The organism is Ramlibacter sp. GS1-15, assembly GCF_057785015.1.
The window spans coordinates 1,489,415-1,509,351 of sequence record NZ_JBYNTU010000001.1; the positions used below are offsets into that span (position 1 = coordinate 1,489,415).

General features: G+C 67.3%; 20 protein-coding genes. 13 read left to right on the forward strand and 7 right to left on the reverse strand.

Annotated features, from left to right (window positions below; translation table 11 throughout):
- The first annotated feature begins 35 nt into the window (after positions 1 to 35).
- From AC3EF3_RS07465 to AC3EF3_RS07480, 4 genes are all read left to right on the forward strand, one after another.
- Complete coding sequence (locus AC3EF3_RS07465) at positions 36 to 632, forward strand: TRAP transporter small permease (protein ID WP_488531521.1); 597 nt, start codon at positions 36 to 38, stop codon at positions 630 to 632.
- Complete coding sequence (locus AC3EF3_RS07470; protein ID WP_488531522.1) at positions 629 to 1,987, forward strand: TRAP transporter large permease; 1,359 nt, start codon at positions 629 to 631, stop codon at positions 1,985 to 1,987. The genes AC3EF3_RS07465 and AC3EF3_RS07470 overlap by 4 nt, the downstream gene beginning before the upstream one ends.
- 89 nt (positions 1,988 to 2,076) lie before the next feature.
- Positions 2,077 to 2,841 carry an enoyl-CoA hydratase/isomerase family protein gene (locus AC3EF3_RS07475; RefSeq protein WP_488531523.1) on the forward strand — a complete coding sequence of 255 codons (765 nt, stop codon included), beginning with the start codon at positions 2,077 to 2,079 and terminating at the stop codon, positions 2,839 to 2,841.
- Positions 2,842 to 2,845: 4 nt separating this feature from the next.
- Positions 2,846 to 4,366, forward strand: a complete 1,521-nt coding sequence (locus AC3EF3_RS07480; protein ID WP_488531524.1) for a malonate--CoA ligase — start codon at positions 2,846 to 2,848, stop codon at positions 4,364 to 4,366.
- Between the two features lie 9 nt (positions 4,367 to 4,375).
- Here AC3EF3_RS07480 and AC3EF3_RS07485 read toward each other — a convergent pair whose 3' ends face one another.
- Both AC3EF3_RS07485 and AC3EF3_RS07490 read right to left on the reverse strand, forming a co-directional pair.
- Positions 4,376 to 4,768, reverse strand: coding sequence for a hypothetical protein (locus tag AC3EF3_RS07485; protein ID WP_488531525.1), 393 nt, complete (start codon positions 4,766 to 4,768; stop codon positions 4,376 to 4,378).
- Between the two features lie 135 nt (positions 4,769 to 4,903).
- Positions 4,904 to 6,799, reverse strand: coding sequence for a PAS domain-containing hybrid sensor histidine kinase/response regulator (locus AC3EF3_RS07490; protein WP_488533752.1), 1,896 nt, complete (start codon positions 6,797 to 6,799; stop codon positions 4,904 to 4,906).
- Between the two features lie 314 nt (positions 6,800 to 7,113).
- Here AC3EF3_RS07490 and AC3EF3_RS07495 point away from each other — a divergent pair, with 314 nt between their 5' ends.
- The 3 genes from AC3EF3_RS07495 (at position 7,114) to AC3EF3_RS07505 (ending at position 9,094) form a co-directional block, all read left to right on the forward strand.
- On the forward strand, positions 7,114 to 7,296 hold the full coding sequence (locus AC3EF3_RS07495; RefSeq protein ID WP_488533753.1) for a ribbon-helix-helix protein, CopG family: 183 nt from the start codon (positions 7,114 to 7,116) through the stop codon (positions 7,294 to 7,296).
- A gap of 102 nt (positions 7,297 to 7,398) precedes the next feature.
- The gene (locus AC3EF3_RS07500; RefSeq protein WP_488531526.1) at positions 7,399 to 7,581 is read left to right on the forward strand and encodes a CopG family transcriptional regulator; all 183 of its coding nucleotides are present in this window, start codon (positions 7,399 to 7,401) and stop codon (positions 7,579 to 7,581) included.
- A gap of 94 nt (positions 7,582 to 7,675) precedes the next feature.
- Positions 7,676 to 9,094, forward strand: a complete 1,419-nt coding sequence (locus AC3EF3_RS07505; protein ID WP_488531527.1) for a homospermidine synthase — start codon at positions 7,676 to 7,678, stop codon at positions 9,092 to 9,094.
- On the opposite strand, the gene AC3EF3_RS07510 is transcribed toward AC3EF3_RS07505, so the two are convergent.
- The 4 genes from AC3EF3_RS07510 to AC3EF3_RS07525 all read right to left on the reverse strand — a co-directional run bounded on the left by AC3EF3_RS07510 (position 9,095) and on the right by AC3EF3_RS07525 (position 14,199).
- Positions 9,095 to 9,736 (reverse strand): glutathione S-transferase family protein, encoded by a 642-nt coding sequence (locus AC3EF3_RS07510; RefSeq protein ID WP_488531528.1) that lies wholly within the window; start codon positions 9,734 to 9,736, stop codon positions 9,095 to 9,097.
- Positions 9,737 to 9,750: 14 nt separating this feature from the next.
- Positions 9,751 to 10,200, reverse strand: coding sequence for a GNAT family N-acetyltransferase (locus tag AC3EF3_RS07515; protein WP_488531529.1), 450 nt, complete (start codon positions 10,198 to 10,200; stop codon positions 9,751 to 9,753).
- Positions 10,201 to 10,438: 238 nt separating this feature from the next.
- Positions 10,439 to 13,501, reverse strand: coding sequence for an FAD-binding and (Fe-S)-binding domain-containing protein (locus tag AC3EF3_RS07520; protein WP_488531530.1), 3,063 nt, complete (start codon positions 13,499 to 13,501; stop codon positions 10,439 to 10,441).
- Positions 13,498 to 14,199 carry a GntR family transcriptional regulator gene (locus AC3EF3_RS07525; protein ID WP_488531531.1) on the reverse strand — a complete coding sequence of 234 codons (702 nt, stop codon included), beginning with the start codon at positions 14,197 to 14,199 and terminating at the stop codon, positions 13,498 to 13,500. The genes AC3EF3_RS07520 and AC3EF3_RS07525 overlap by 4 nt, the downstream gene beginning before the upstream one ends.
- A gap of 108 nt (positions 14,200 to 14,307) precedes the next feature.
- Here AC3EF3_RS07525 and AC3EF3_RS07530 point away from each other — a divergent pair, with 108 nt between their 5' ends.
- The 4 genes from AC3EF3_RS07530 to AC3EF3_RS07545 are packed head-to-tail and all read left to right on the forward strand — an operon-like array spanning position 14,308 to position 18,504.
- Positions 14,308 to 15,537 (forward strand): pyridoxal-phosphate-dependent aminotransferase family protein, encoded by a 1,230-nt coding sequence (locus AC3EF3_RS07530; protein ID WP_488531532.1) that lies wholly within the window; start codon positions 14,308 to 14,310, stop codon positions 15,535 to 15,537.
- A gap of 36 nt (positions 15,538 to 15,573) precedes the next feature.
- Positions 15,574 to 16,539, forward strand: coding sequence for a Bug family tripartite tricarboxylate transporter substrate binding protein (locus AC3EF3_RS07535; RefSeq protein ID WP_488531533.1), 966 nt, complete (start codon positions 15,574 to 15,576; stop codon positions 16,537 to 16,539).
- Positions 16,520 to 17,734 (forward strand): CaiB/BaiF CoA transferase family protein, encoded by a 1,215-nt coding sequence (locus tag AC3EF3_RS07540; RefSeq protein WP_488531534.1) that lies wholly within the window; start codon positions 16,520 to 16,522, stop codon positions 17,732 to 17,734. Before AC3EF3_RS07535 ends, AC3EF3_RS07540 begins: the two co-directional genes overlap by 20 nt.
- Complete coding sequence (locus AC3EF3_RS07545; RefSeq protein ID WP_488531535.1) at positions 17,731 to 18,504, forward strand: enoyl-CoA hydratase/isomerase family protein; 774 nt, start codon at positions 17,731 to 17,733, stop codon at positions 18,502 to 18,504. The genes AC3EF3_RS07540 and AC3EF3_RS07545 overlap by 4 nt, the downstream gene beginning before the upstream one ends.
- Here AC3EF3_RS07545 and AC3EF3_RS07550 read toward each other — a convergent pair whose 3' ends face one another.
- A complete protein-coding gene (locus tag AC3EF3_RS07550; protein ID WP_488531536.1) occupies positions 18,505 to 18,951 on the reverse strand; it encodes a cupin domain-containing protein in 447 nt (148 codons plus the stop codon). It lies immediately after the preceding gene.
- Positions 18,952 to 19,011: 60 nt separating this feature from the next.
- On the opposite strand from AC3EF3_RS07550, the gene AC3EF3_RS07555 reads away from it, so the two are divergent.
- Positions 19,012 to 19,635: a TetR/AcrR family transcriptional regulator gene (locus AC3EF3_RS07555; RefSeq protein WP_488531537.1), complete on the forward strand. Its 624-nt coding sequence runs from the start codon at positions 19,012 to 19,014 to the stop codon at positions 19,633 to 19,635.
- A gap of 53 nt (positions 19,636 to 19,688) precedes the next feature.
- The gene (locus AC3EF3_RS07560; protein ID WP_488531538.1) at positions 19,689 to 19,937 is read left to right on the forward strand and encodes a hypothetical protein; all 249 of its coding nucleotides are present in this window, start codon (positions 19,689 to 19,691) and stop codon (positions 19,935 to 19,937) included.

The following is a 19,937-nucleotide window of genomic DNA, read 5'->3' on the forward strand; positions in this document are numbered from 1 at the left end:
CATAGCACCGCAGTGCGCAGCACGGAGGTTTCCAAATGAACGACGCGGTTCTCGAATCGCCGTCGGCGTTCGTGCCAGCGGTCGACCCGGACACGCCGCGCGCGCTCATGCCGCTGGCGCGCCTGCTGTCCTGGGCCAATCGCGTCATGCTGTTCGTCGGCATGGTCGCGCTGCTCGTGGCCTCGTTCGTGCTGACGTACAGCGTGCTCTCGCGCTACTTCCTGCAGGCCTCGACGGACTGGCAGGACGAGGCCGCGGTGTTCTGCCTGGTCGGCGCCACGTTCCTGTGCAGCGCCTTCGTGCAGCAGTTGCGCGGCCACATCGGCATCGAAGCCGTTGCGTCGTGGCTGCCGCCGGCGGCCAACAAGGTGCGGCTGCTGTTCGTCGACGTGCTGTGCGTCGCGTTCTGCGCGCTCTTCGCGTGGAAGTCGTGCACGCTGTTGCGCGAAGCGTGGATCGACAAGCAGACGACGTCATCGTCGTGGGCGCCGCCGCTGTGGATCCCCTACAGCCTGATGGCGGCGGGGATGATCCTGCTCACGCTGCAGCTCGCGGTCCAGCTGTCCGCGCGCATCAACGGCTTCGGCAAGCGGCGCGCAACGCAAGGCCAGCCGGTGGAGGCCCTGCAATGAGCATGCTGGCTCTGGGCCTCTTGTTCGGGGTCGTGACGCTGTTGATCATGTTCTCGGGCGCGCCGATCGCGTTCGCCCTGGGCAGTGTCGCGGTCCTGTTCATGGCCTTCTTCATGCCGGCGTCTTCGCTGGACACGATCACGCAGAACGTCTACGAGGAGATGGCCAGCATCACGCTGCTGTCCATCCCGCTGTTCATCCTCAAGGGTGCGGCGATCGGGCGATCACCCGCGGGCAAGGACCTCTATGCGGCGATGCACGTCTGGATGGGCCGTATTCCCGGCGGCCTCGGCATCGCCAACGTGTTCGCCTGCGGCCTGTTCGCGGCCATGGCCGGCTCGAGCCCCGCGACCTGTTCGGCGATCGGCAGCGCCGGCATTCCCGAGATGCGCAAGCGCGGCTACTCGCCCGGCTTCGCGGCGGGCATCATCGCCGCGGGCGGCACGCTGGGCATCCTGCTGCCGCCGTCGATCACGATGATCCTGTATGCCGTGGCCGCCGAGCAGTCGCTCGGCCGGCTGTTCCTCGCGGGCATCATGCCCGGCGTGCTGCTGGTCGTGCTGTTCGCGGCATATGCGTCGCTGCGCTACCGCTCGGAACACAAGCGCGCGCTCGCGGCCTACCAGTCGCACGGCGCGGCTTCCGCCTTGCTCGACGTCGACCACTTCACGCTGCGCCAGAAGATGGAGATGCTGCCGCGCGTGCTGCCCTTCGTGATCCTGCTGATCGGCGTGATGGTGGCGCTCTACGGCGGCTTCGCCACGCCGAGCGAGACGGCGGGCCTGGGCGCGCTGCTGGCGCTGGTGCTGATCGCGATCATCTATCGCGTCTGGAAGCCACGCGATGTCGCGCCCATCCTCGCGGCGACGCTGAAGGAATCGACCATGCTGATGATGATCGTCGGCATGTCGCTGCTGTTCTCGTACGTGATGAGCTACCTGCACATCAGCCAGTCGACGGCCGAATGGATCGTCGGCCTGCAGCTTTCGCGCTGGGTCCTGCTCGCGGCGATCCTGGTCATGGTGATCGTGCTCGGCTTCTTCCTGCCGCCGGTCAGCATCATCCTGATGACCGCGCCCATCATCCTGCCGCCGCTCAAGGCCGCGGGGTTCGACCTGATCTGGTTCGGCGTGCTGATGACGATCGTGATGGAAGCGGGGCTGATCCACCCGCCCGTGGGACTGAACATCTTCGTGATCAAGAACATCGCGCCCGACATTTCGCTGTCGGACATCATCTGGGGCGTGCTGCCTTTCGTCCTGCTGATGTTCGTCGCCGTGCTGCTGATCTGCGTCTTCCCGGGCATCTCCACCGCCTTGCCGGACGCCGTCATGGGCGCCGTCGTGCGCCGCTGACATGTCGGCCCCCACGCTTCTCACTTCGTGTAGTGCGCTGCCCCCCGAGGGGGCTTCAGCCTCCTTCGGGCGGCCGTGCGGAGACTGACATGTCTGGCCAGGTTCGCCTCGAACTGCAAGGGCCGCTCGCCCGGGTGACGCTCTCGCACCCCGGCAAGCTCAATGCGATGTCGCGTGCGATGTGGCTTGAGCTGAGAGCGATCTTCGAGCGCGTGCACGCGATGGGCGAATGCCGCGCCGTGGTCGTCGCGGGCGAGGGCGGCGATTTCTGCGCCGGCGGCGACATCTCCGAGTACCCGCACTTCCGCTTCGACGAGAAGTCGCTCGCGCACTTCCACGAGAACGAGGTGTGGGGCGGATTGCGCGCGATGCTCGAATGCGACGTGCCCATCGTCGCGGCCGTTGGAGGTGCCTGCATGGGCGCGGGCCTGGAGATCGCCAGTTGCTGCGACATCCGCATCGCCGGCGAATCCGCGAAGTTCGGCGCCCCGATCGCCAGGCTCGGCTTCCCGATGGCGCTGCGCGAGGCAGCCGTGGTCGCGCGCGCGGTGGGCGATGCGACGGCGCGCGAGATCCTGCTCGAAGCCGCGGTGCTGCCCGCCGGCGAGATGAAGGCGCGTGGTTTCCTGCAGCGCGTCGTCGCCGATGCCGAGGTCGCGGCCCAGGCCGAGGCCGGCGCCCAGCGCATCGCTTCGCTCGCGCCGCAGGCGGCGCGCCTCAACAAGCAGTCGCTGCGCGCCCTGGGCATCGCCGTCTCCGAACTCGATGCAGCCGGCGCCTACGCCTACGCGGACAGCCCGGAACACCGCGAAGGCATCGCCGCCTTCATCGCCAAGCGCCAGCCCCGTTTCTGAACACATGACGAACCGCAACCTGTTCTCGGCCCTGCGTGCCGCCTTTCCCGCCGACCTGGATTCCACCGCCGTCGAAACCGACGGCGGCCTGGTGTACTCCTGGCGCGACCTCGACCGCGCCACGGCGATGATCGCCAACCTGCTGCGCGCACTGAACATCCCCGCGGGGTCGCGCATCGCCGTGCAGGTGGACAAGTCCGTCGAGGCGATGATGTTGTACCTCGCGACGCTGCGCGCGGGCTACGTCTTCCTGCCGCTCAACACCGCCTACCAGAGCGCCGAGATCGAGTACTTCATCGGCAACGCCGAGCCGGCAGTGGTGGTCTGCACCGGCAAGAACTTCGGCTGGGTGAGCCGCATCGCGTTCAAGGCGGGCACGCAGCACGTCTTCACGCTCAACGACGACCGCACCGGCTCGCTGCTGGAACGCGCGGCGCACCACAGCGACGTGCACGCGATGGCGGAAAGCGGCGAGGACGACCTCGCCGCGATCCTCTATACGAGCGGGACCACGGGGCGCAGCAAGGGCGCGATGCTCACGCACGGCAACCTGCTGTCCAACGCGCTGGTGCTCAAGGACTACTGGCACTGGCAACCCGGCGACGTGCTGATCCACGCACTGCCGATCTTCCACGTGCACGGCCTGTTCGTCGCGATCCACGGCGCGCTGCTGAACGGCAGCAAGATGATCTGGCTGGCGAAGTTCGACCCCAGGGTGGTCATCGCCAACATGCCGCGCGCCACGGTCTTCATGGGCGTGCCGACGCTCTACGTGCGCATGCTGGCCGAACCCGCGCTCACGCGGGAGGCGGCGAAGCACATGCGCCTGTTCATCTCGGGCTCGGCGCCGCTGCTCGTCGAAACCTTCAGCGAATGGACCGAGCGCACCGGCCACACCATCCTCGAGCGCTACGGCATGAGCGAAACCGTCATGCTCACGTCGAATCCCTACGACGGCGAGCGCCGCGGCGGCACGGTGGGCTTCCCGCTCCCTGGCGTCGGCGTGCGCGTGCGCGATGACCAGGGGCGCGACCTGCCGCGCGGCGAGATCGGCGGCATCCAGGTGAAGGGGCCGAACATCTTCAAGGGCTACTGGCGCATGCCCGAGAAGACGAAAGAGGAGTTCACGGGGGACGGCTGGTTCAAGACCGGCGACGTCGGCAGGATCGACAAGGACGGCTACGTCATCATCGTGGGCCGCAGCAAGGACCTGATCATCAGCGGTGGCTACAACGTCTACCCGGCCGAGATCGAAGGCTACATCAACGAGATGCCTGGCATCGCCGAAAGCGCGGTGGTCGGCGTGCCGCACCCGGACTTCGGCGAAGTCGGCGTGGCCGTGGTGATCCCCAAGCCGGGCGCGCGGGTGGAAGGCGAGGCGGTGATCGCGAAGCTCAAGTCGCAGCTGGCGAACTTCAAGATTCCCAAGCGCTGCTTCGTCGCCGAGGCCCTGCCGCGCAACACCATGGGCAAGGTGCAGAAGAACCTGCTGCGCGAAGAGCACAAGCAGCTCTTCGCGTCCTGAGCGGGGCCGTCAGGCGGACTGCGCCCGCACCTGCGGCTTCGCGAGGAACAGGTAGTAGGCGCTGCCCAGGCCGAACACGCCATAGATCGTCACCGACAGCCAGGCCAGGCCGTTCTGGAGGCTGCCGGCCGCCGATGCGCTGATGAGCGTGCCGGCGATGTCCATCACCAGGCCGGCGACCAGGATGGCGCGAATGGCGATCGCGTCCTGCGTGTCGCGTGCGAGGAACGAGACCAGGCCCACCGCGAGCAGCGCGGAGCCGAAGTAGCGCGCCTGCATGACATTGTGCGGTCCCGCAGGCACGCCGTACTGCGTCAGCGACATCCCGGGCAACAGCAGGAACACGATGCCGAACAGCATGCCCACCGCGCCCGTGACCGCGAAGAACATCCCTCGCTTCATGTCATGTCTCCTTGCCGCACCGTGCGGTAGTCGGAACATAGACTTCGCAGGGGCCGCGGACAAGCTGCACTGCAGCGAGCGGCTGGGGTCACCGACGGACGAGCAGTTGCCTGGTTGACGAACTCCGGGAAGGCGCTACGCAGGTGCGCCGGCCGCGCCTGTGCGTTCGCGTGCGCCGTTGAGAAGCTTCACCAGCGCATCGAGCTCCACCGGCTTGGTCAGGTGCGCGTCGAAGCCCGCCCCCAGCGTGCGCTTCTTGTCCTCCTGCGTGCCGTAGCCGGTCATCGCGATCGCGAACATCTTCGGCAGCCCGGGGACCGCGCGCATGCGCCGCAGCGTCTCGAAGCCGTCCATGTCGGGCATCGCCAGGTCCAGCAGCACGACGCTGGGACGGAAATGCGCCGCGAGATCGATCGCGGCCGAGCCCGAGTAGGCGCACTCCACCTCGTTGCCCAGCAGCCGCAGGATCGCCGTCGCGGTATCCGCCGAATCGCGGTTGTCGTCGACGATCAGCACACGCCGGCTCTGGGCTTCCCTGATCTCGGCGGGAGTCGGCTCGGTGCCGGCGACCTCGACGGCCGGCAGGCGTACGGTGAACGTGCTGCCCTGGCCCGGGCCGCCGCTTTGCGCTTCGAGCGTGCCCCCGTGCATTTCGGCGAGCGAGCGCGCCAGCGTGAGGCCGATGCCCAACCCGCTTTCGGCCACCGGATCGCCATGCGCTTGCCGAAACAGCTCGAAAATCGCTTCGAGGTCTTCCTTGGCGATGCCGCGGCCGGTGTCGGACACCGACATCGACACGAAGCCGCCGCTGGACTCGACCTTCAGCACGATGCGCCCGCCGTCGGGCGTGTACTTCGCCGCATTGACGAGCAGGTTCTGCAGGATCTGCGCGAGGCGGGTGGGGTCCGCATTCAGGTGGATCGGCTGTTGCGGCACGTCCAGTACCAGCTGGTGCCGGCGCGCCTCGATCAGCGGCCTCGCGGCTTCGACACTGCGCGAGACCACTTCGGATACGCGCACGGTCTCCATCCGCAGCTTGACCTTGCCCGTGGACAGGCGCCCGATATCGAGCAGGTCGTCCACCAGGCGCGTGACGTGGGCGAGCTGGCGGTCGATGATGTCGCGGCAGTTGCGCAGCGCCGGGGTCGGCAGGTCCTCGAGCTGCATCACCGTCACCGCATTGCGGATGGGCGCCAGCGGGTTGCGCAGCTCGTGCGCGAGCATGGCGATGAATTCGTTCATGCGGCGGCTGGAGCGCTCCAGCTCCTCCAGGCGCCGCCGCTCGGTCATGTCGCGCGTGACCTTGGCATAGCCGAGCAATTGGCCGTTTTCCGCGCGAATCGCCGTGACGATCGCGTTGACCCAGAACACGGTCCCGTCCTTGCGCACGCGCCAGCCTTCGTTCTCGACGCGGCCGAACATGCGTGCAGCCTCCAGCTCGGCCTCAGGCTTGCCATGGGCACGGTCCTGCGGGGTATAGAAGACGGACAGAGGCTTGCCGATGATCTCGGCGGCTTCGTAGCCGTTGATCGCGCGTGCGCCCGAGTTCCAGCTGCGCACGATGCCCCGCTCGTCGAGCATGAAGATCGCGTAATCGTGCACGTTCTCGACCAGCAGTCGCCCGCGCTCCTCGCTGGCGCGCAACTGCTCCTCGTGCGCGCGCCGCCCGGACAGGTCGCGCGTCACCTTCGCGAACCCCGTCAGCCTCCCGGCCTTGTCGTGGATCGGCGTGATCGCGACGCCGGCCCAGAAGCGGCTGCCGTCCTTGCGGACGCGCCAGCCTTCTTCCTCCAGCCGCCCGTGCTCCATCGCGCGGCGCAGCTCTTCCTGCGGCCGTCCGCCGGCGACGGCGTCGGGCGGATAAAAGGCCGAGAAGTGACGGCCGACGATTTCGCCGGCCGTGTAGCCCAGGATGTTCTGCGCGCCCGTGTGCCAGGTCACGACACGTCCTTGCGTGTCGAGACTGAAGATGCCGTAGTCGATGACAGCTTCGACGAGCAGCTGGAACCGGCCTTCCAGCGAGTCGTCCAGTTGCTGCGCCGGCGAAAGGGTGTTAGGTACAACGGTCGGCACACGCCGATTATGGGTGGGCGGCAACTGATGTGCAGTTGTGGGGCACCGGTTGCGGCGTTGTCCTACAACGCCGTCGTCGGCGCAAGCGGATTCGGGCAACAGCGTCGGAATTTCCGTTGGGGCGATGGAACGCGGCGGACACCGGCGTGCGACCCAACGACGAACTTCGCGCGAAGCGGTCCTAGCGGGAGCGGGGCAAAAGAACTACCACGTCCACATCACGTTAGGCGCAGAGTATTATCATGTTATTCACCGGCCGCTGGCAAAAGAGCATGGAAGACAAAGCGCGTTTGACGATCCTGATCGATCCCGCCAAGAAGAAGGCGTTCGAAGAACTTTGCTCCTCGCAGGACATGACGTCGTCCCAGATGGTGCGTCAATTGATCCGCCAGTACCTCGAAAAGCACGGCGTCACCTACGAACCCGCCGCGAGGAAAAGGAGTGCCCAGAGATGAGGGCGCGCGCACCCTAGGAAAAACCCTGCGGACGCGGGCGGACCGCCGCGGCGCATGTTGATCAAGAAAGCAATTATAATTTGATTAACATCGAGGCCGCTCATGGAGAACAAGACAGCCAGGCTGACGGTTCTTATCGACCCCGCCCGGAAGGAAGCTTTCGAGAAACTCTGCCACTCGCAGGACATGACCCCTTCACAGGTCATGCGTCGTCTCATCCGCGACTACCTGAACGCCAACGGCGTGAAGTACACCCCGACGGTGGCCAAGAAGGCACGCCGCTAGCCGCCACCCCGCGCCCGCATTGACGGGCAGCGCCGCCCCTCAGGCGGGCGCAATCTTGATACGCTACACGCACCTGGGTGACGTCGGAGCGATCATGTCATTGCGCCAATCCATGTCGGCCGCGCAGAAGGCAAGCTTCGAGGGCCGTGTCGTCCTCGTCGGATTCGGCAGCGTCGGCCACGGCGTGCTTCCGCTCCTCGCCCCCGTGCTCGGCGTCAGGCCCGGCAACATCACCATCGTCTCGCCGGACGCACAACCTGCCGGGCCTGCGTCGGAATTCGACGCGCGCGTGATCGCGACGGCGCTGTTCCCCGACAACTTCGAATCGGTGCTCGCACCGCACCTCGCCGAGGGCGATTTCCTCATCAATGCATCCGTGCACGTGTCCAGCGTGGACCTCATCCGGCTGTGCCGCCGGCGCGGCTCGTTCTATATAGACACCTGCACGGAGCCCTGGCTCAATCATTACGACAACGCGCAGCTCACGCTGTCGCAACGCTCGAACTACGCGTTGCGCGAGGAGGCGCTTGCGTTGCGGCGCGGTCACCCGCGCGGCCCGACGGCACTGCTGACGCAAGGTGCGAATCCGGGGCTGGTGTCGCAATTCACGAAGCAGGCGCTGCTGGACATGGCGCGGGAAGCCGGCGTGACCCCGACAGGTGACTGGGGCCGGCTCGCGCAGGCGCTGGGCATCCAGGTGATCCACATCGCCGAGCGCGATACGCAGTCCTCGCCCAGGCGCAAGCGGGTGGGCGAATTCGTGAACACATGGTCGGTCGAGGCCTTCGTGGACGAAGGGCTGCAGCCTTCGGAGCTCGGCTGGGGCACGCACGAGAAGCGCTTGCCGGCGGACGGCGCACACCACGGGTTCGGCTGCGACGCGGCCATCTACCTGGATCGTCCCGGTCTCGCGACGCGCGTGCGCAGCTGGACGCCCCTGCAGGAGGCCCACCACGGTTTCCTCGTCACGCACGCGGAGTCGATTTCGATCGCCGATCACCTGACGGTGCGCGAAAGAGGCGAGACGATCTATCGCCCGACCGTGCACTACGCCTATCACCCATGCGACGACGCGGTGCTGTCCGTGCATGAACTCGCGGGCGCCAACTGGCAGCTGCAGCGCAGGCACCGCATCCTGCGCGACGAGATCACCTCGGGCATCGACGAACTCGGCGTGCTGCTGATGGGCAACGAGCGCGGCGTGTACTGGTACGGCTCGCGGCTGTCGATCCAGCAGGCGCGCGAGCTCGCGCCGTACAACAGCGCGACCAGCCTCCAGGTGGTCGCAGGCATCCTCGGCGGCATGGTCTGGGCTCTGCGCAATCCCGACGCGGGGATCGTGGAGCCCGACGAGATCGACCATGAAGTCGTCCTCGAGGTCGCGCGTCCTTACCTGGGCGACATGGTCGGCGTGTGGGGCGACTGGACGCCGCTCAAGGAACGCAGCGCCCTCTATTCCGAAGACACCGACGCGGGCGACCCCTGGCAATTCGTCAATTTCAGGGTGGCGTGATCACCATTTGGGCATGATGCGCTCGCCCGGCAGCACGGCGTACGGGTCCGCGTAGCCGTCGATCGCCCGCACGCGGTCCAGCCACGACGCGATGTTCGGGTGCGTGGCCCTGAAGTCGTAGCCGTGCTCTTCCTTCGGGTACACGAGGTACGCGCACATCGAGATGTCCGCGATCGTCGGCGCATCGCCGACGATGTAAGGACGCGACGCCAGGTGCTTCTCGACGATCGCGAGATTGCCGTCGATGCGGCCCTTGAGGAACTGCGTCACCTCGGCGCCGGGCGGCTGCGCGCCGAAGGACTTCATGAAGCGCCAGGTCGCGAAGTAGCTCGTGAACTTGTGGTTGTCGAAGAACAGCCAGCGCAGCACGTCGTACTGCTCGTCGTCGTTGCGCCCGCCGAACATCCCATGCTTCTTCGCCAGCAGCGTGAGGATCGCGCCCGATTGCGTGAGCAGCCTCCCGTCCGCTTCGAGCACCGGTGCCTCGCCCATCTCGTTGACCTTCTCGCGCCAGCCGGCCTCGCGCGTGGCGCCGTGCATGTAGTCGACGAACACCGCCTGCCAGGGCTGGCGCATCGCGTTCAGCGCGAAAGCCACCTTGAACGAGTTGCCGGACTGGCAGAAGCCGTGAAGCCGATACATCGGGTCTCCCTGATTCATTTCTGGCGGATCACGTAGCGCACGAAGCCGTCCGCCTGCGTGAACCGGTCATACAGGCGCCGCGCCTGCACGTTGTCCTCGCGCGTGACCCAGTACAGCCGCGCCCAGCCTTCGGCACGCATCGCATTGCGCAGCCATTCGATCAGGGCCGTGGCGATGCCGTGGCCGCGCGCACCGGGCGTGACGTACAGGTCCTCGAGGTAGCACACGGGCTGCGTCTCCCAGGTGTTCTCGTGCACCACGCAGTTGGCGAAGCCGTACACCTGCCCATCGACCTCCGCGACGATGCACATCACTGCCGAATCCGGATCGAGGATGCGCGTCCACGTGCGGTTCGTGACGTCGTCGTCGATCGAGGCGGCGTAGAAGTCCAGGTAGCCCTGCCACAGTTTGCGCCATGCGGCTTCGTCGGAGGGGAGGGCGGAGCGGATCGTTGGCGCGGCCATGTGTGACAGTTTATGTGTATTGCGTGGTGGGGTGACTCGCGTCAGGCAGTGCCCGTCAGGCCATTCGCGTACCCCAGCGGACAGTTCTGGCGCAACAGGGGCGGGAGGGCGCGATTTCAAGACGACGCGATGGTTGTCGCGAGCGTGTCCCGGAGAAAAACCTCCCCGGCCGTCAGCCCGGGTGACGGTTAACGCAGGACAAGGCACTGGATCGCGGCTCAGGACCGCAATGACAAAGTCAAGGCAACTGCGCCGCGAGCAGCACCGCCGCGTGCACGGCCTCGCGCTGCGCGCCGTCGGCGATCTGGTGGCGGCAGCTGGTGCCGTCGGCCACGACGATGGCTCCGGGGTACTTGCGCACGGCGGGCAAGAGGCTCAGTTCGGCCATCTGCATCGAGACGTCGTAGTGGCTCGCCTCGTAGCCGAAGCTGCCGGCCATGCCGCAGCAACTGCTCTCGATCAATTCGGGTTCGACACCCGGGATCAGCTTCAGCACGCTGACGACCGGTGCGACGGCGGCGAAGGCCTTCTGGTGGCAATGGCCATGCAGCAGCACGCGTTTGTCGAGCGGTCTCAGCGTTGCCTTGAACGCGTCGAGCGCGCCGGCTTGAGCTTCGCGTGCGAGGAACTCCTCGAAGAGCAGGGCGTTGTCGGCCACCGCGTGTGCCTTGTCGCCGAGGCCCATCGCGAGCATCTCGTCGCGCAGCGTGAGCAGGCACGAGGGCTCGAGGCCGACGACCGGGATACTGCGTTCGGCAAAGGGGGCGAGCGATTCCATCACCTCGCGAGCTTTCGCCCTCGCTTCATCGACCATGCCGCTGGCCAGGTAGGTGCGCCCGCAGCACAGGTGCCTGCCGTCGTCCTTGAGTTTCGTCGCGACGTGCACGGTGTAGCCCGCGGCCTGCAGCACCTTCACCGCGCAGCGTGCGTTGAGCGATTCGAAGAAGCCGTTGAAGGTGTCCACGAACAGCACGACCGGCCTGGCGGCCATCAGCACTTCCCCCCGCGAGACGGTCACCGGGATGTCGTTGAAGAAATGTTCACGCTGCCAGGCCGGCAGGCTGCGCCGCGCGGAGAGGCCGAGCAGCTTCTCGCCGATCTTCGCCAGCAGCGGGCTGCGGTTGCGCAGGTTCATCAGGCCGGCGATACGGCTGGCCGCATTGGCGTAATCGGGCAGGCGCGCAATGAGCTTGTCCCGGAGCGTGTGGCCGTGCTTCGCCTTGTAGTGATGCAGGAACTCCACCTTCATGCGCGCCATGTCCACGCCGGTCGGGCAGTCGCGCTTGCAGCCCTTGCAGCTCACGCACAGGTCCAGCGCTTCGCGCACGTCCTCGCTGGCGATGCCTTCGGGGCCGAGCTGGCCCGACAGCGCCAGCCGCAAGGTGTTGGCGCGTCCGCGCGTCAGGTGCTGCTCGTCGCGCGTCACCCGGTAGCTCGGACACATCGTGCCGGCGTCGAACTTGCGGCAGTGTCCGTTGTTGTTGCACATCTCGACGGCCTTCGCGTAGCCGTGCGCCGGGTCGCCCCCGGTGCCGGGCGCCGTCACGCGCTCGGTCGCCGGGTTGTTCTGCACATCCCAGGCGCTCCAGTCGAGCGCCGGCTGCAGGGGGATCACGCGGTAAGAGGGCGGAAAGCGCATCAGGCGCGTGTCGTCCATGCGCGGCGGATCGATGATGCGGTTGGGCGCGAGCAGGCGTTGCGGATCGAACACCTGCTTGATGCTGCGGAACGCCTCGTCGATCTTCGGGCCGAACTGCCACTGGATCCATTCGCCGCGGCACAGGCCGTCGCCATGCTCGCCGCTGTACGCGCCGCGGTACTTGCGCACGAGCTCGGACGCTTCCTCCGCGATCTCCCGCATCTTCTTCGCGCCGTCGGTGCGCATGTCCAGGATCGGCCGCACGTGCAGCGTGCCGACCGAGGCGTGCGCATACCAGGTGCCGCGCGTGCCGTGCTTGCGGAAGACCCGCGTGAGCTCGTCGGTGTATTCGGCCAGGTGCTCCAGCGGCACGGCGCAGTCCTCGATGAAGCTCACGGGCTTGCCGTCGCCCTTGAGGCTCATCATGATGTTCAGGCCCGCCTTGCGCACTTCCCACAGCGCTTTCTGCGGCGCTTCGTCTTCCATGCGGACGACCGAACCCGGCAGGCCGAGGTCGCCCATCAACTGGACGAGTTCGTCGAGCTTGCGCATGAGCGGCGCCTTCTCGCCGCCGGAGAACTCCACGAGCAGCACGGCGTCGGGCTTGCCGATCACGGCTGTGCGGATCACCGGCGCGAAGGCGGGATTGGCGAGCGACAGCTCGATCATCGTGCGATCCACGAGTTCGACCGCGGTCAGCGTGCCGTCGCCACCCAGCCTGACGATGTGCTGCGCCGAATTCATTGCCTTGTAGAAGGTCGGGAAGTTCACGACGCCCAGCACCTTCGCTTTCGGCAGTTCGGTGAGCTGCAGCTTGAGCGATTTCGTGAGGGCGAGCGTGCCTTCGCTGCCCACCAGCAGGTGGGCGAGATTGACGGAGCCGTCGGCGGTGTACGGGCGTTGGTTCTGGTTGCGGAAGATGTCCAGGTTGTAGCCGGCCACGCGCCGCAGCACCTTCGGCCAGTTCGCATCGATCTCCGGCGCCAGCGCCTGCGCGAGCCCCTTCACCCGGTCCCCGACCTGGCGCGCGAAGCCGGTGCAGTCCTCGTAGCGCGTGAAGCGGTGCAGGGCGCCGTCGGCCGTCCAGGCGTCGATGCCGAGCACGTTGTGGACCATGTTGCCGTAGGCGATGCTGCGGCTGCCGCAGGAGTTGTTGCCCGCCATGCCGCCCAGCGTCGCCTGCGCGCTGGTGGAGACATCCACGGGGTACCACAGCCCGAGCTTCTTCAGCGCGAGGTTCAGGTGGTCCAGCACCATGCCGGGCTCGACTTCCGCCGTGCGCGCTTCGGCATCGAAGCCAATGATGCTGCGCAGGCGCTTGGAGTGGTCGATGACCAGGCCCGCGCCCACGGTCTGCCCGCATTGGCTGGTGCCGCCGCCGCGCGCGACGATGGGCACCTTCAGGTCGCGGCAGATGTCGATCGCGAGCTTGACGTCGTCATGTGTGGTCGGCACGAACACGCCGATGGGCATCGCCTGGTAGATCGACGCGTCGGTCGCGTAACGGCCGCGGTCGGCGGGCGAGAAGAGCACCTCGCCCTGGGTGTCCTGCCTCAGGCGCTGGGCGAGCCTGCCGGCGACTTCGTTCGTGGCCTTCGCGACGGCGTCGTAGGTAGCGGCGACATCGAAGGCCGCCGTGTTCAAGGGAACGCGCGCGTTCATCGCGTTCCCTTCTTCCGCGGCCGCGTGGGCGCGTTCGCCTCACGCAACTGTTCCAGCACGACGTCGAGCTTGTTCTTCAGGTGGGTCGAGAGAACCGCGCGCATCGCCTTCGCGTCATGCGCGGCGAGCGCCTCGATCATCTGGTCATGTTCCTTCACCGCGGTCTTCCACTTTTCGCCGTCCTGGTTGGAGCGGAAGCGCAGCGCATGCAGCCGCGCATTCACCCGGTCGTAGGTGGCCGACAGCACCGGGTTCTTCGCCGCCTCGTTGATTCCCCGGTGGATCAGCGCGTTCAGGCGGTAGTAGCTGGAGAGGTCGCGCCGGGTGTAGGCGGCCAGCATCTCGAAATGCATGGCCCGCAGTTCGGCGAGTTCCTGGTCGGTGATGCGCTGCGCCGCGAGCTCGCCGGAGAGCGCTTCCAGCCCACCCATCACCTCGAACGTGTGGCGCACGTCCGCTTCGGTCAGCGACACCGCGATCGCGCCGCGGTTGGGCACCAGCTCCACCAGCCCTTCGGCGGCGAGCATCTTGATCGCTTCGCGCAGCGGCGTTCGCGAGACCTCGAGCACTTCGCTCAGTTCGCGCTCGTTGAGCTTGGCGCCCGGGGCGATGCGGCCTTCGACCAGCATCTGGCGCAATCGCTGCGCGACGTGCTCATGCAGGTTGGCGCGCGGGATCGCAATGATTTCTGCAGACATGCGGCGATTTTGTATTCAAAAGTGGACTGGGTCAAACCCTATGTCGAAAGGCGGGGGAGGTTGACAAGCGAATTTTGTATGCAAAAATCGCGAAAACTTCCAAGCACCATGCTCACGCTCGACTACCACCCGACCGGCCGCCATTTCCTGCAGATTCCGGGGCCCTCGCCGGTGCCCGACCGCATCCTGCGGGCCATGAGCCTGCCGACCATCGACCACCGCGGTCCCGAGTTCGGCGAGCTGGGCCTGCGCGTGATCCAGGGCCTGCAGCGCATCTTCCAGACGAAGCACCCGGTCGTGATCTATCCCGCGTCCGGCACCGGCGCGTGGGAGGCGGCGCTGGCGAACACCATGAGTCCCGGCGACCACGTGCTGATGTACGAGACCGGCCACTTCGCCTCGCTGTGGCAGAAGATGGCGACGCGCCTGGGCCTGAAGACCGAGTTCCTCGGGCTGCCCGGCATCGAAGGCTGGCGCCGCGGCGTGCAGGCGCACATGATCGAGGAGCGCCTGAAGGCCGACGCGAAGCACGAGATCAAGGCCGTGTGCGTGGTGCACAACGAGACTTCCACCGGCGTGACGAGCGACATCCCCGCCGTGCGCCGCGCCATCGATAACGCGAAACACCCGGCGCTGCTGATGGTCGACACGATCTCGGGCCTGGCCTGCGCCGACTACCGCCACGACGAGTGGGGCGTGGACGTCACGATCAGCGGCTCGCAGAAAGGCCTGATGCTGCCGCCGGGCATCAGCTTCAACGCGGTCTCGCCCAAGGCGATCGAGGTGGGCCGGCGGGCGAAGCTGCCGAAGTCGTTCTGGGCCTGGGACGAGATCATCGAGATGAACAAGGGCGGTTACTGGCCGTACACGCCCAACACGAACCTGCTCTACGGGCTCAATGAGGCTTGCGAGATGCTGCTCGATCCGCAACACGGCGGCCTGCCCGCGGTGTTCGAGCGGCACAGGCGCTGGGGCGAGGGCGTGCGTGCCGGCGTGAGGGCCTGGGGCCTGGAGATCCAGTGCGTGGACCCGGCCGTGTATTCGCCGGTGCTCACGGGCGTGATGATGCCCGAGGGCATCGATGCGGACGCGGTGCGCCGCCTGATCTACCAGCGCTTCGACCTGTCGCTCGGCACGGGCCTGGGCAAGGTGAAAGGCCGCATGTTCCGCATCGGGCACCTGGGCGACTGCAACGACCTCACGCTGATGGCCGCACTGGCCGGCTGCGAAATGGGCCTGAAGCTCTCGGGCGTGAAGCTCGCGGGCTCGGGCGTCGCGGCCGCGATGGATTTCTTCGCTTCCCACCCGGCGCCTGCATCGCTTGCGAAGGCAGCGTGACCGTTTCCCCGTAGTACACACAAAAGGAGACAAGCAGTGAAACGCAGAACCTTCGTCGCCGCGACGGCGGCCACCCTTGCCGCACCCACGCTGCGCGCGCAGACGCTTCCTTCCGGCCCCATCCGCATCATCGTCGGCTTCGCGCCCGGTGGCGGCACCGACATCCTCGCGCGCGTGATGGCGCAGAAGCTGCAGGAGATGTGGAAGACCACGGTGCTGGTCGAGAACAAGGCGGGCGCCACCGGCACGATCGCCGCGGACTACGTCGCGCACCAGCCGGCCGACGGCAACACGCTGCTCATGGCGCACATCAACAGCCAGGCCATCGCGCCCGCGCTGATGAAGCTGAACTACAACGCCGAGACCGATTTCCAGCCGATCATGCTGGTGGGCGTCACGCCCAACCTGCTGGTGTGCAACCACAGCCAGCCCGCGCAGACGGTGAAGGACATCGTCGCGCTGTGCAAGGCGAATCCGGGCAAGGTCACGTTCGGCTCGGCCGGCACGGGCTCGGCGCAGCACCTCGCGCTCGAAATGTTCAAGCTTCAGGCGGGCGTGTCGGCCATCCACGTGCCGTACAAGGGCTCGGGCCCGATGCTCACCGACCTGATCGGCGGCCAGATCCAGTACAGCTTCGACACCATGACGGCCGCCACGCCGCACGTCCAGAGCGGCAAGCTGGTGCCGATCGCCCAGACGCGCGGCAAGCGCGCCAAGCCGTACCCCAACGTGCCCACCATGCAGGACGCCGGCTTCGAGGGCTACGAGGCGACGACCTGGTACGGCCTGGCCGGCCCCGCGAAGATGCCTGCGGCGATCACCAGGCGGATGAACGAGGACATGAACAAGGTCCTGGCCATGCCCGACGTGCAATCGAAGTTCGACCAGTTCGGTGCCGAGGACGGTGGCGGCACGCCCGAGAAGTTCGCGCAGTTCATCGCCGCGGAACAGAAGAAGTGGGCGAAGATCTGCAAGGAGGCGAATGTCAAGCTCGACTCCTAAGCGGCTGCCGCTCGCCGGCGTCCGCGTCCTCGACATCAGCCAGGTCATGGCCGGGCCGTATGCATGCATGCTGCTCGGCGACCTGGGCGCCGACGTGATCAAGATCGAGCCGCCCGGCTCGGGCGACCAGACGCGCGGCTCCATGGGCTTCAAGATGAAGGGACCCGACTCGATGGGGTTCCTCAACATGAACCGCAACAAGCGCAGCCTCGCGGTGAACCTCAAGACCGAGGCGGGACGCGAGCTGGTGAAGAAGCTCGCGAAGGACGCGGACATCCTGATCGAGAACTACCGCCCGGGCGCGCTGAAGCGGCTCGGTCTGGGCTACGAGGTCCTGAGGGAGGTCAATCCGCGACTCGTCTACACCAGCATCTCGGGCTTCGGCCAGAACGGGCCGTGGGCCGACCGTCCCGGGTTCGATTTGATGGCGCAGGCGATGTCGGGCGTGATGAGCGTGACGGGCTATCCGGATTCCCCGCCGGTGAAGTGCGGCGTGCCGGTGGCCGACATCGGCTGCGCGCTGTTCGCGATCTACGGAACGCTGGCGGCCTACGTGGGTGCGAAGAACACCGGGCAGGGGCAGTACGTCGATGCATCGCTGTTCGACACGGCACTCGCGTTCTCGGTGTGGGACATCTGCGATTACTGGGGCACGGGCAAGCCGCCGCAGCCGCTGGGCACGTCGAACAAGATGACGGCCCCCTACCAGGCGATGGCGTGCTCGGACGGGCACTTCGTGATGGGCGCCAACAACCAGAAGCTGTGGGAAAAGCTCTGCAAGCTGATGGGTCGCGAGGAGTTGCTGGCCGACGAGCGCTTCTCGACCATCTCGCTGCGCTTGAACCACCGTGCCGCGCTGGAGCAGGAGCTCGAGAAGACTTTCCGCACCCGCACGAAGGACTACTGGGTCGAGACGCTGCTGGAGGCCGGCATTCCCGCCGGGCCGATCCTCTCGTACCCCGAGGCCTTCGGCAGCGAGCACGCGCAGGCCCGCCGCATGAAGATGGAGATCGATCATCCGATCGAAGGCAAGGTGCCCAACATCGGTTTCGCGGTGAAGCTGTCGGAAACGCCGCAGCAGGTGCGCCGCCATCCGCCGCTGCTGGGCGAGCACACGGCCGAGGTGCTGGCGGAACTGGGCATCGGCGCCGAGGAGCGGGCCGCGCTCGAAGCGCAAGGCGCGTTCACGGCATGAGCGAGGGCACCGTCCGGCTGGAGATCGCCGGCGCGATCGCACAGGTGACGTTCGACCGCCCGCAGGCGCGCAACGCGATGACCTGGGCGATGTACGAGCAGCTCGGTGCGATCTGCGACGAGCTCGCGGGCAGCGACAGCGTGCGCTGCGCCGTCTTCCGTGGCGCGGGCGGCGAGGCCTTCGTCGCCGGCACGGACATCGAGCAGTTCCGCGCGTTCCAGTCGGGCGATGACGGCGTCGTCTACGAGGAGCGCATCGATGCAGGCATCGCGCGCATCGAGGCCCTGCCGATGGCCACGCTCGCCGTGGTCGAAGGCTGGTGCGTCGGCGGCGGCCTCGCGATCGCGACGGCCTGTGACATCCGCATCGCGACGGAATCCGCGAAGTTCGGCGTGCCGATCGCGCGCACGCTGGGCAATTGCCTGTCGATGGCCAACATCGCCCGCCTCGTCGGTGCCTGGGGCAAGTCGCGCGTTCAGCGCATGCTCGTCGCCGCCGAGTTGATCGATGCCGCCGAAGCCCGTGCCTGCGGCTTCCTCGCGGACATCGTGCAAGGCGACGTGGATCGCGCGGCGAAGGAGCGCGCCGGCAAGCTCGCGTCGCTCGCGCCCGTCACGCAGGCGGTCAGCAAGGAAGCGCTGCGGCGCCTCACCGTGCATGACCTTCCCGACGCGCAGGACCTGATCCGCCGCGCTTACGGAAGCGACGATTTCCACGAAGGGGTCACCGCTTTCACGCAGAAGCGCGCGCCAAGCTGGCGCGGGCGCTGATCAAGGCACGAGGAAGCGGATGCGGTGCCGCTCGCCGATGGCGGGCACCTTGCGCAGGTCTTGCGGCATCTCGCGCACTTCCGCCGCCGCATCACGGAAGAACCCTTCCGCCGCCGCCGGCGCGTCGAACACCAGAACGCGCGCAGGCTGCTCGCCCGCGCCCTTGAAGGCGTGCACGATGCCCGCAGGCGCGTAGATGAAGTCGCCGGCGCGCGCGAGCAGTTCGCGGCCGTCCACGCTGAATCGGGCAGACCCCTCGACGATGTAATAGGCCTCGTCCCACGGATGGTGGTGCGGCGGGGGACCCGCATCCTGCGGCAGCTTCACTTCCATGAGCGACCAGGCCTGTCCGGTGCGCGCGGCGGAGCAGAGGAAGCTCACCTGCGCGCCCATGACATCCAGCGTTTCGGCCCGACCGCGTTCGACCACGAGTGCTTCCTTGTCCATGGATCATCTCCTTGACCGGTGACAGCGGATGTCATACAGTCTGACATCGTGGCAGACACCATGTCAAGCAAAGGGGCGATGCGCCCGATCGCCGCGATGCACAGCGAGGTGACGCAGCAGCTGATCCTCGAGGCGGCGTTCGAGTCGCTCGTGCGCGGCGGCGAGATCACCGCGCGCGGCGCCGCGGCACAGGCCCGCATCTCGGAGCGCACCGTGTTCCGCCATTTCCCCTCGCGCGACGACCTGCTTTCCGCCTGCGCGGCGCACTTCGCGCAGCACGTCCGCATCCCGCCGCCACCGTCAACGCTCGATGAGCTTCGTGCCTTCCCGCGTGCGCTCTTCACCGCGTTCGAATCGCACCGCGAGCTCGTGCGCGCCTCATGGCACAGCGAGCTGAGGTCGCACCTGATCGCCCGCATCTCCGGCGACCGATGGGTCGCGATCGGCAAGCTCATCGAGGCGTTCGCCCCGGACGCGCCGACTTCGCTGCGCAAGCTCGCCACGGCGTCGATCCGCTATCACCTGACTGCGTCCACCTGGCATTACCTGCGCTTCGTCCTGCGGCTCACGCCCGACGAGGCTGTCGAATGCGTCGAGCAGGTGATCGCGCTGCAGCTCGCCGCGCTCATGCGCAAGCCGGGCGGCACGCGAAGGTCGCCGACAAGGCCCGTCGCCAAACGCTGATCGCGCCCCGTGCCCATCCGGGCGATAACGGGTGGCCAGAACCAGGAGGCCACATGATGAGTTCCACGACACCGGTCGACCTCGATTCGTCGGTCGCCGGCGAAGAAGACCCGGGCGCATCGAACGAGATCGGTTCGGCCATGGAGCGCCCGATGTCGCCGGGCGACGAAGCACCCGCGGGGACGCCCGGCACGGGCGAGAAGGTGTGCCCCGATTGCGGCGGCTCGGGCCAGCGCGCGGGCCGTACGTGCCCGACCTGCGGCGGCACGGGAAAGATCACCGCGGGGGTCGGCGGCGGCTGA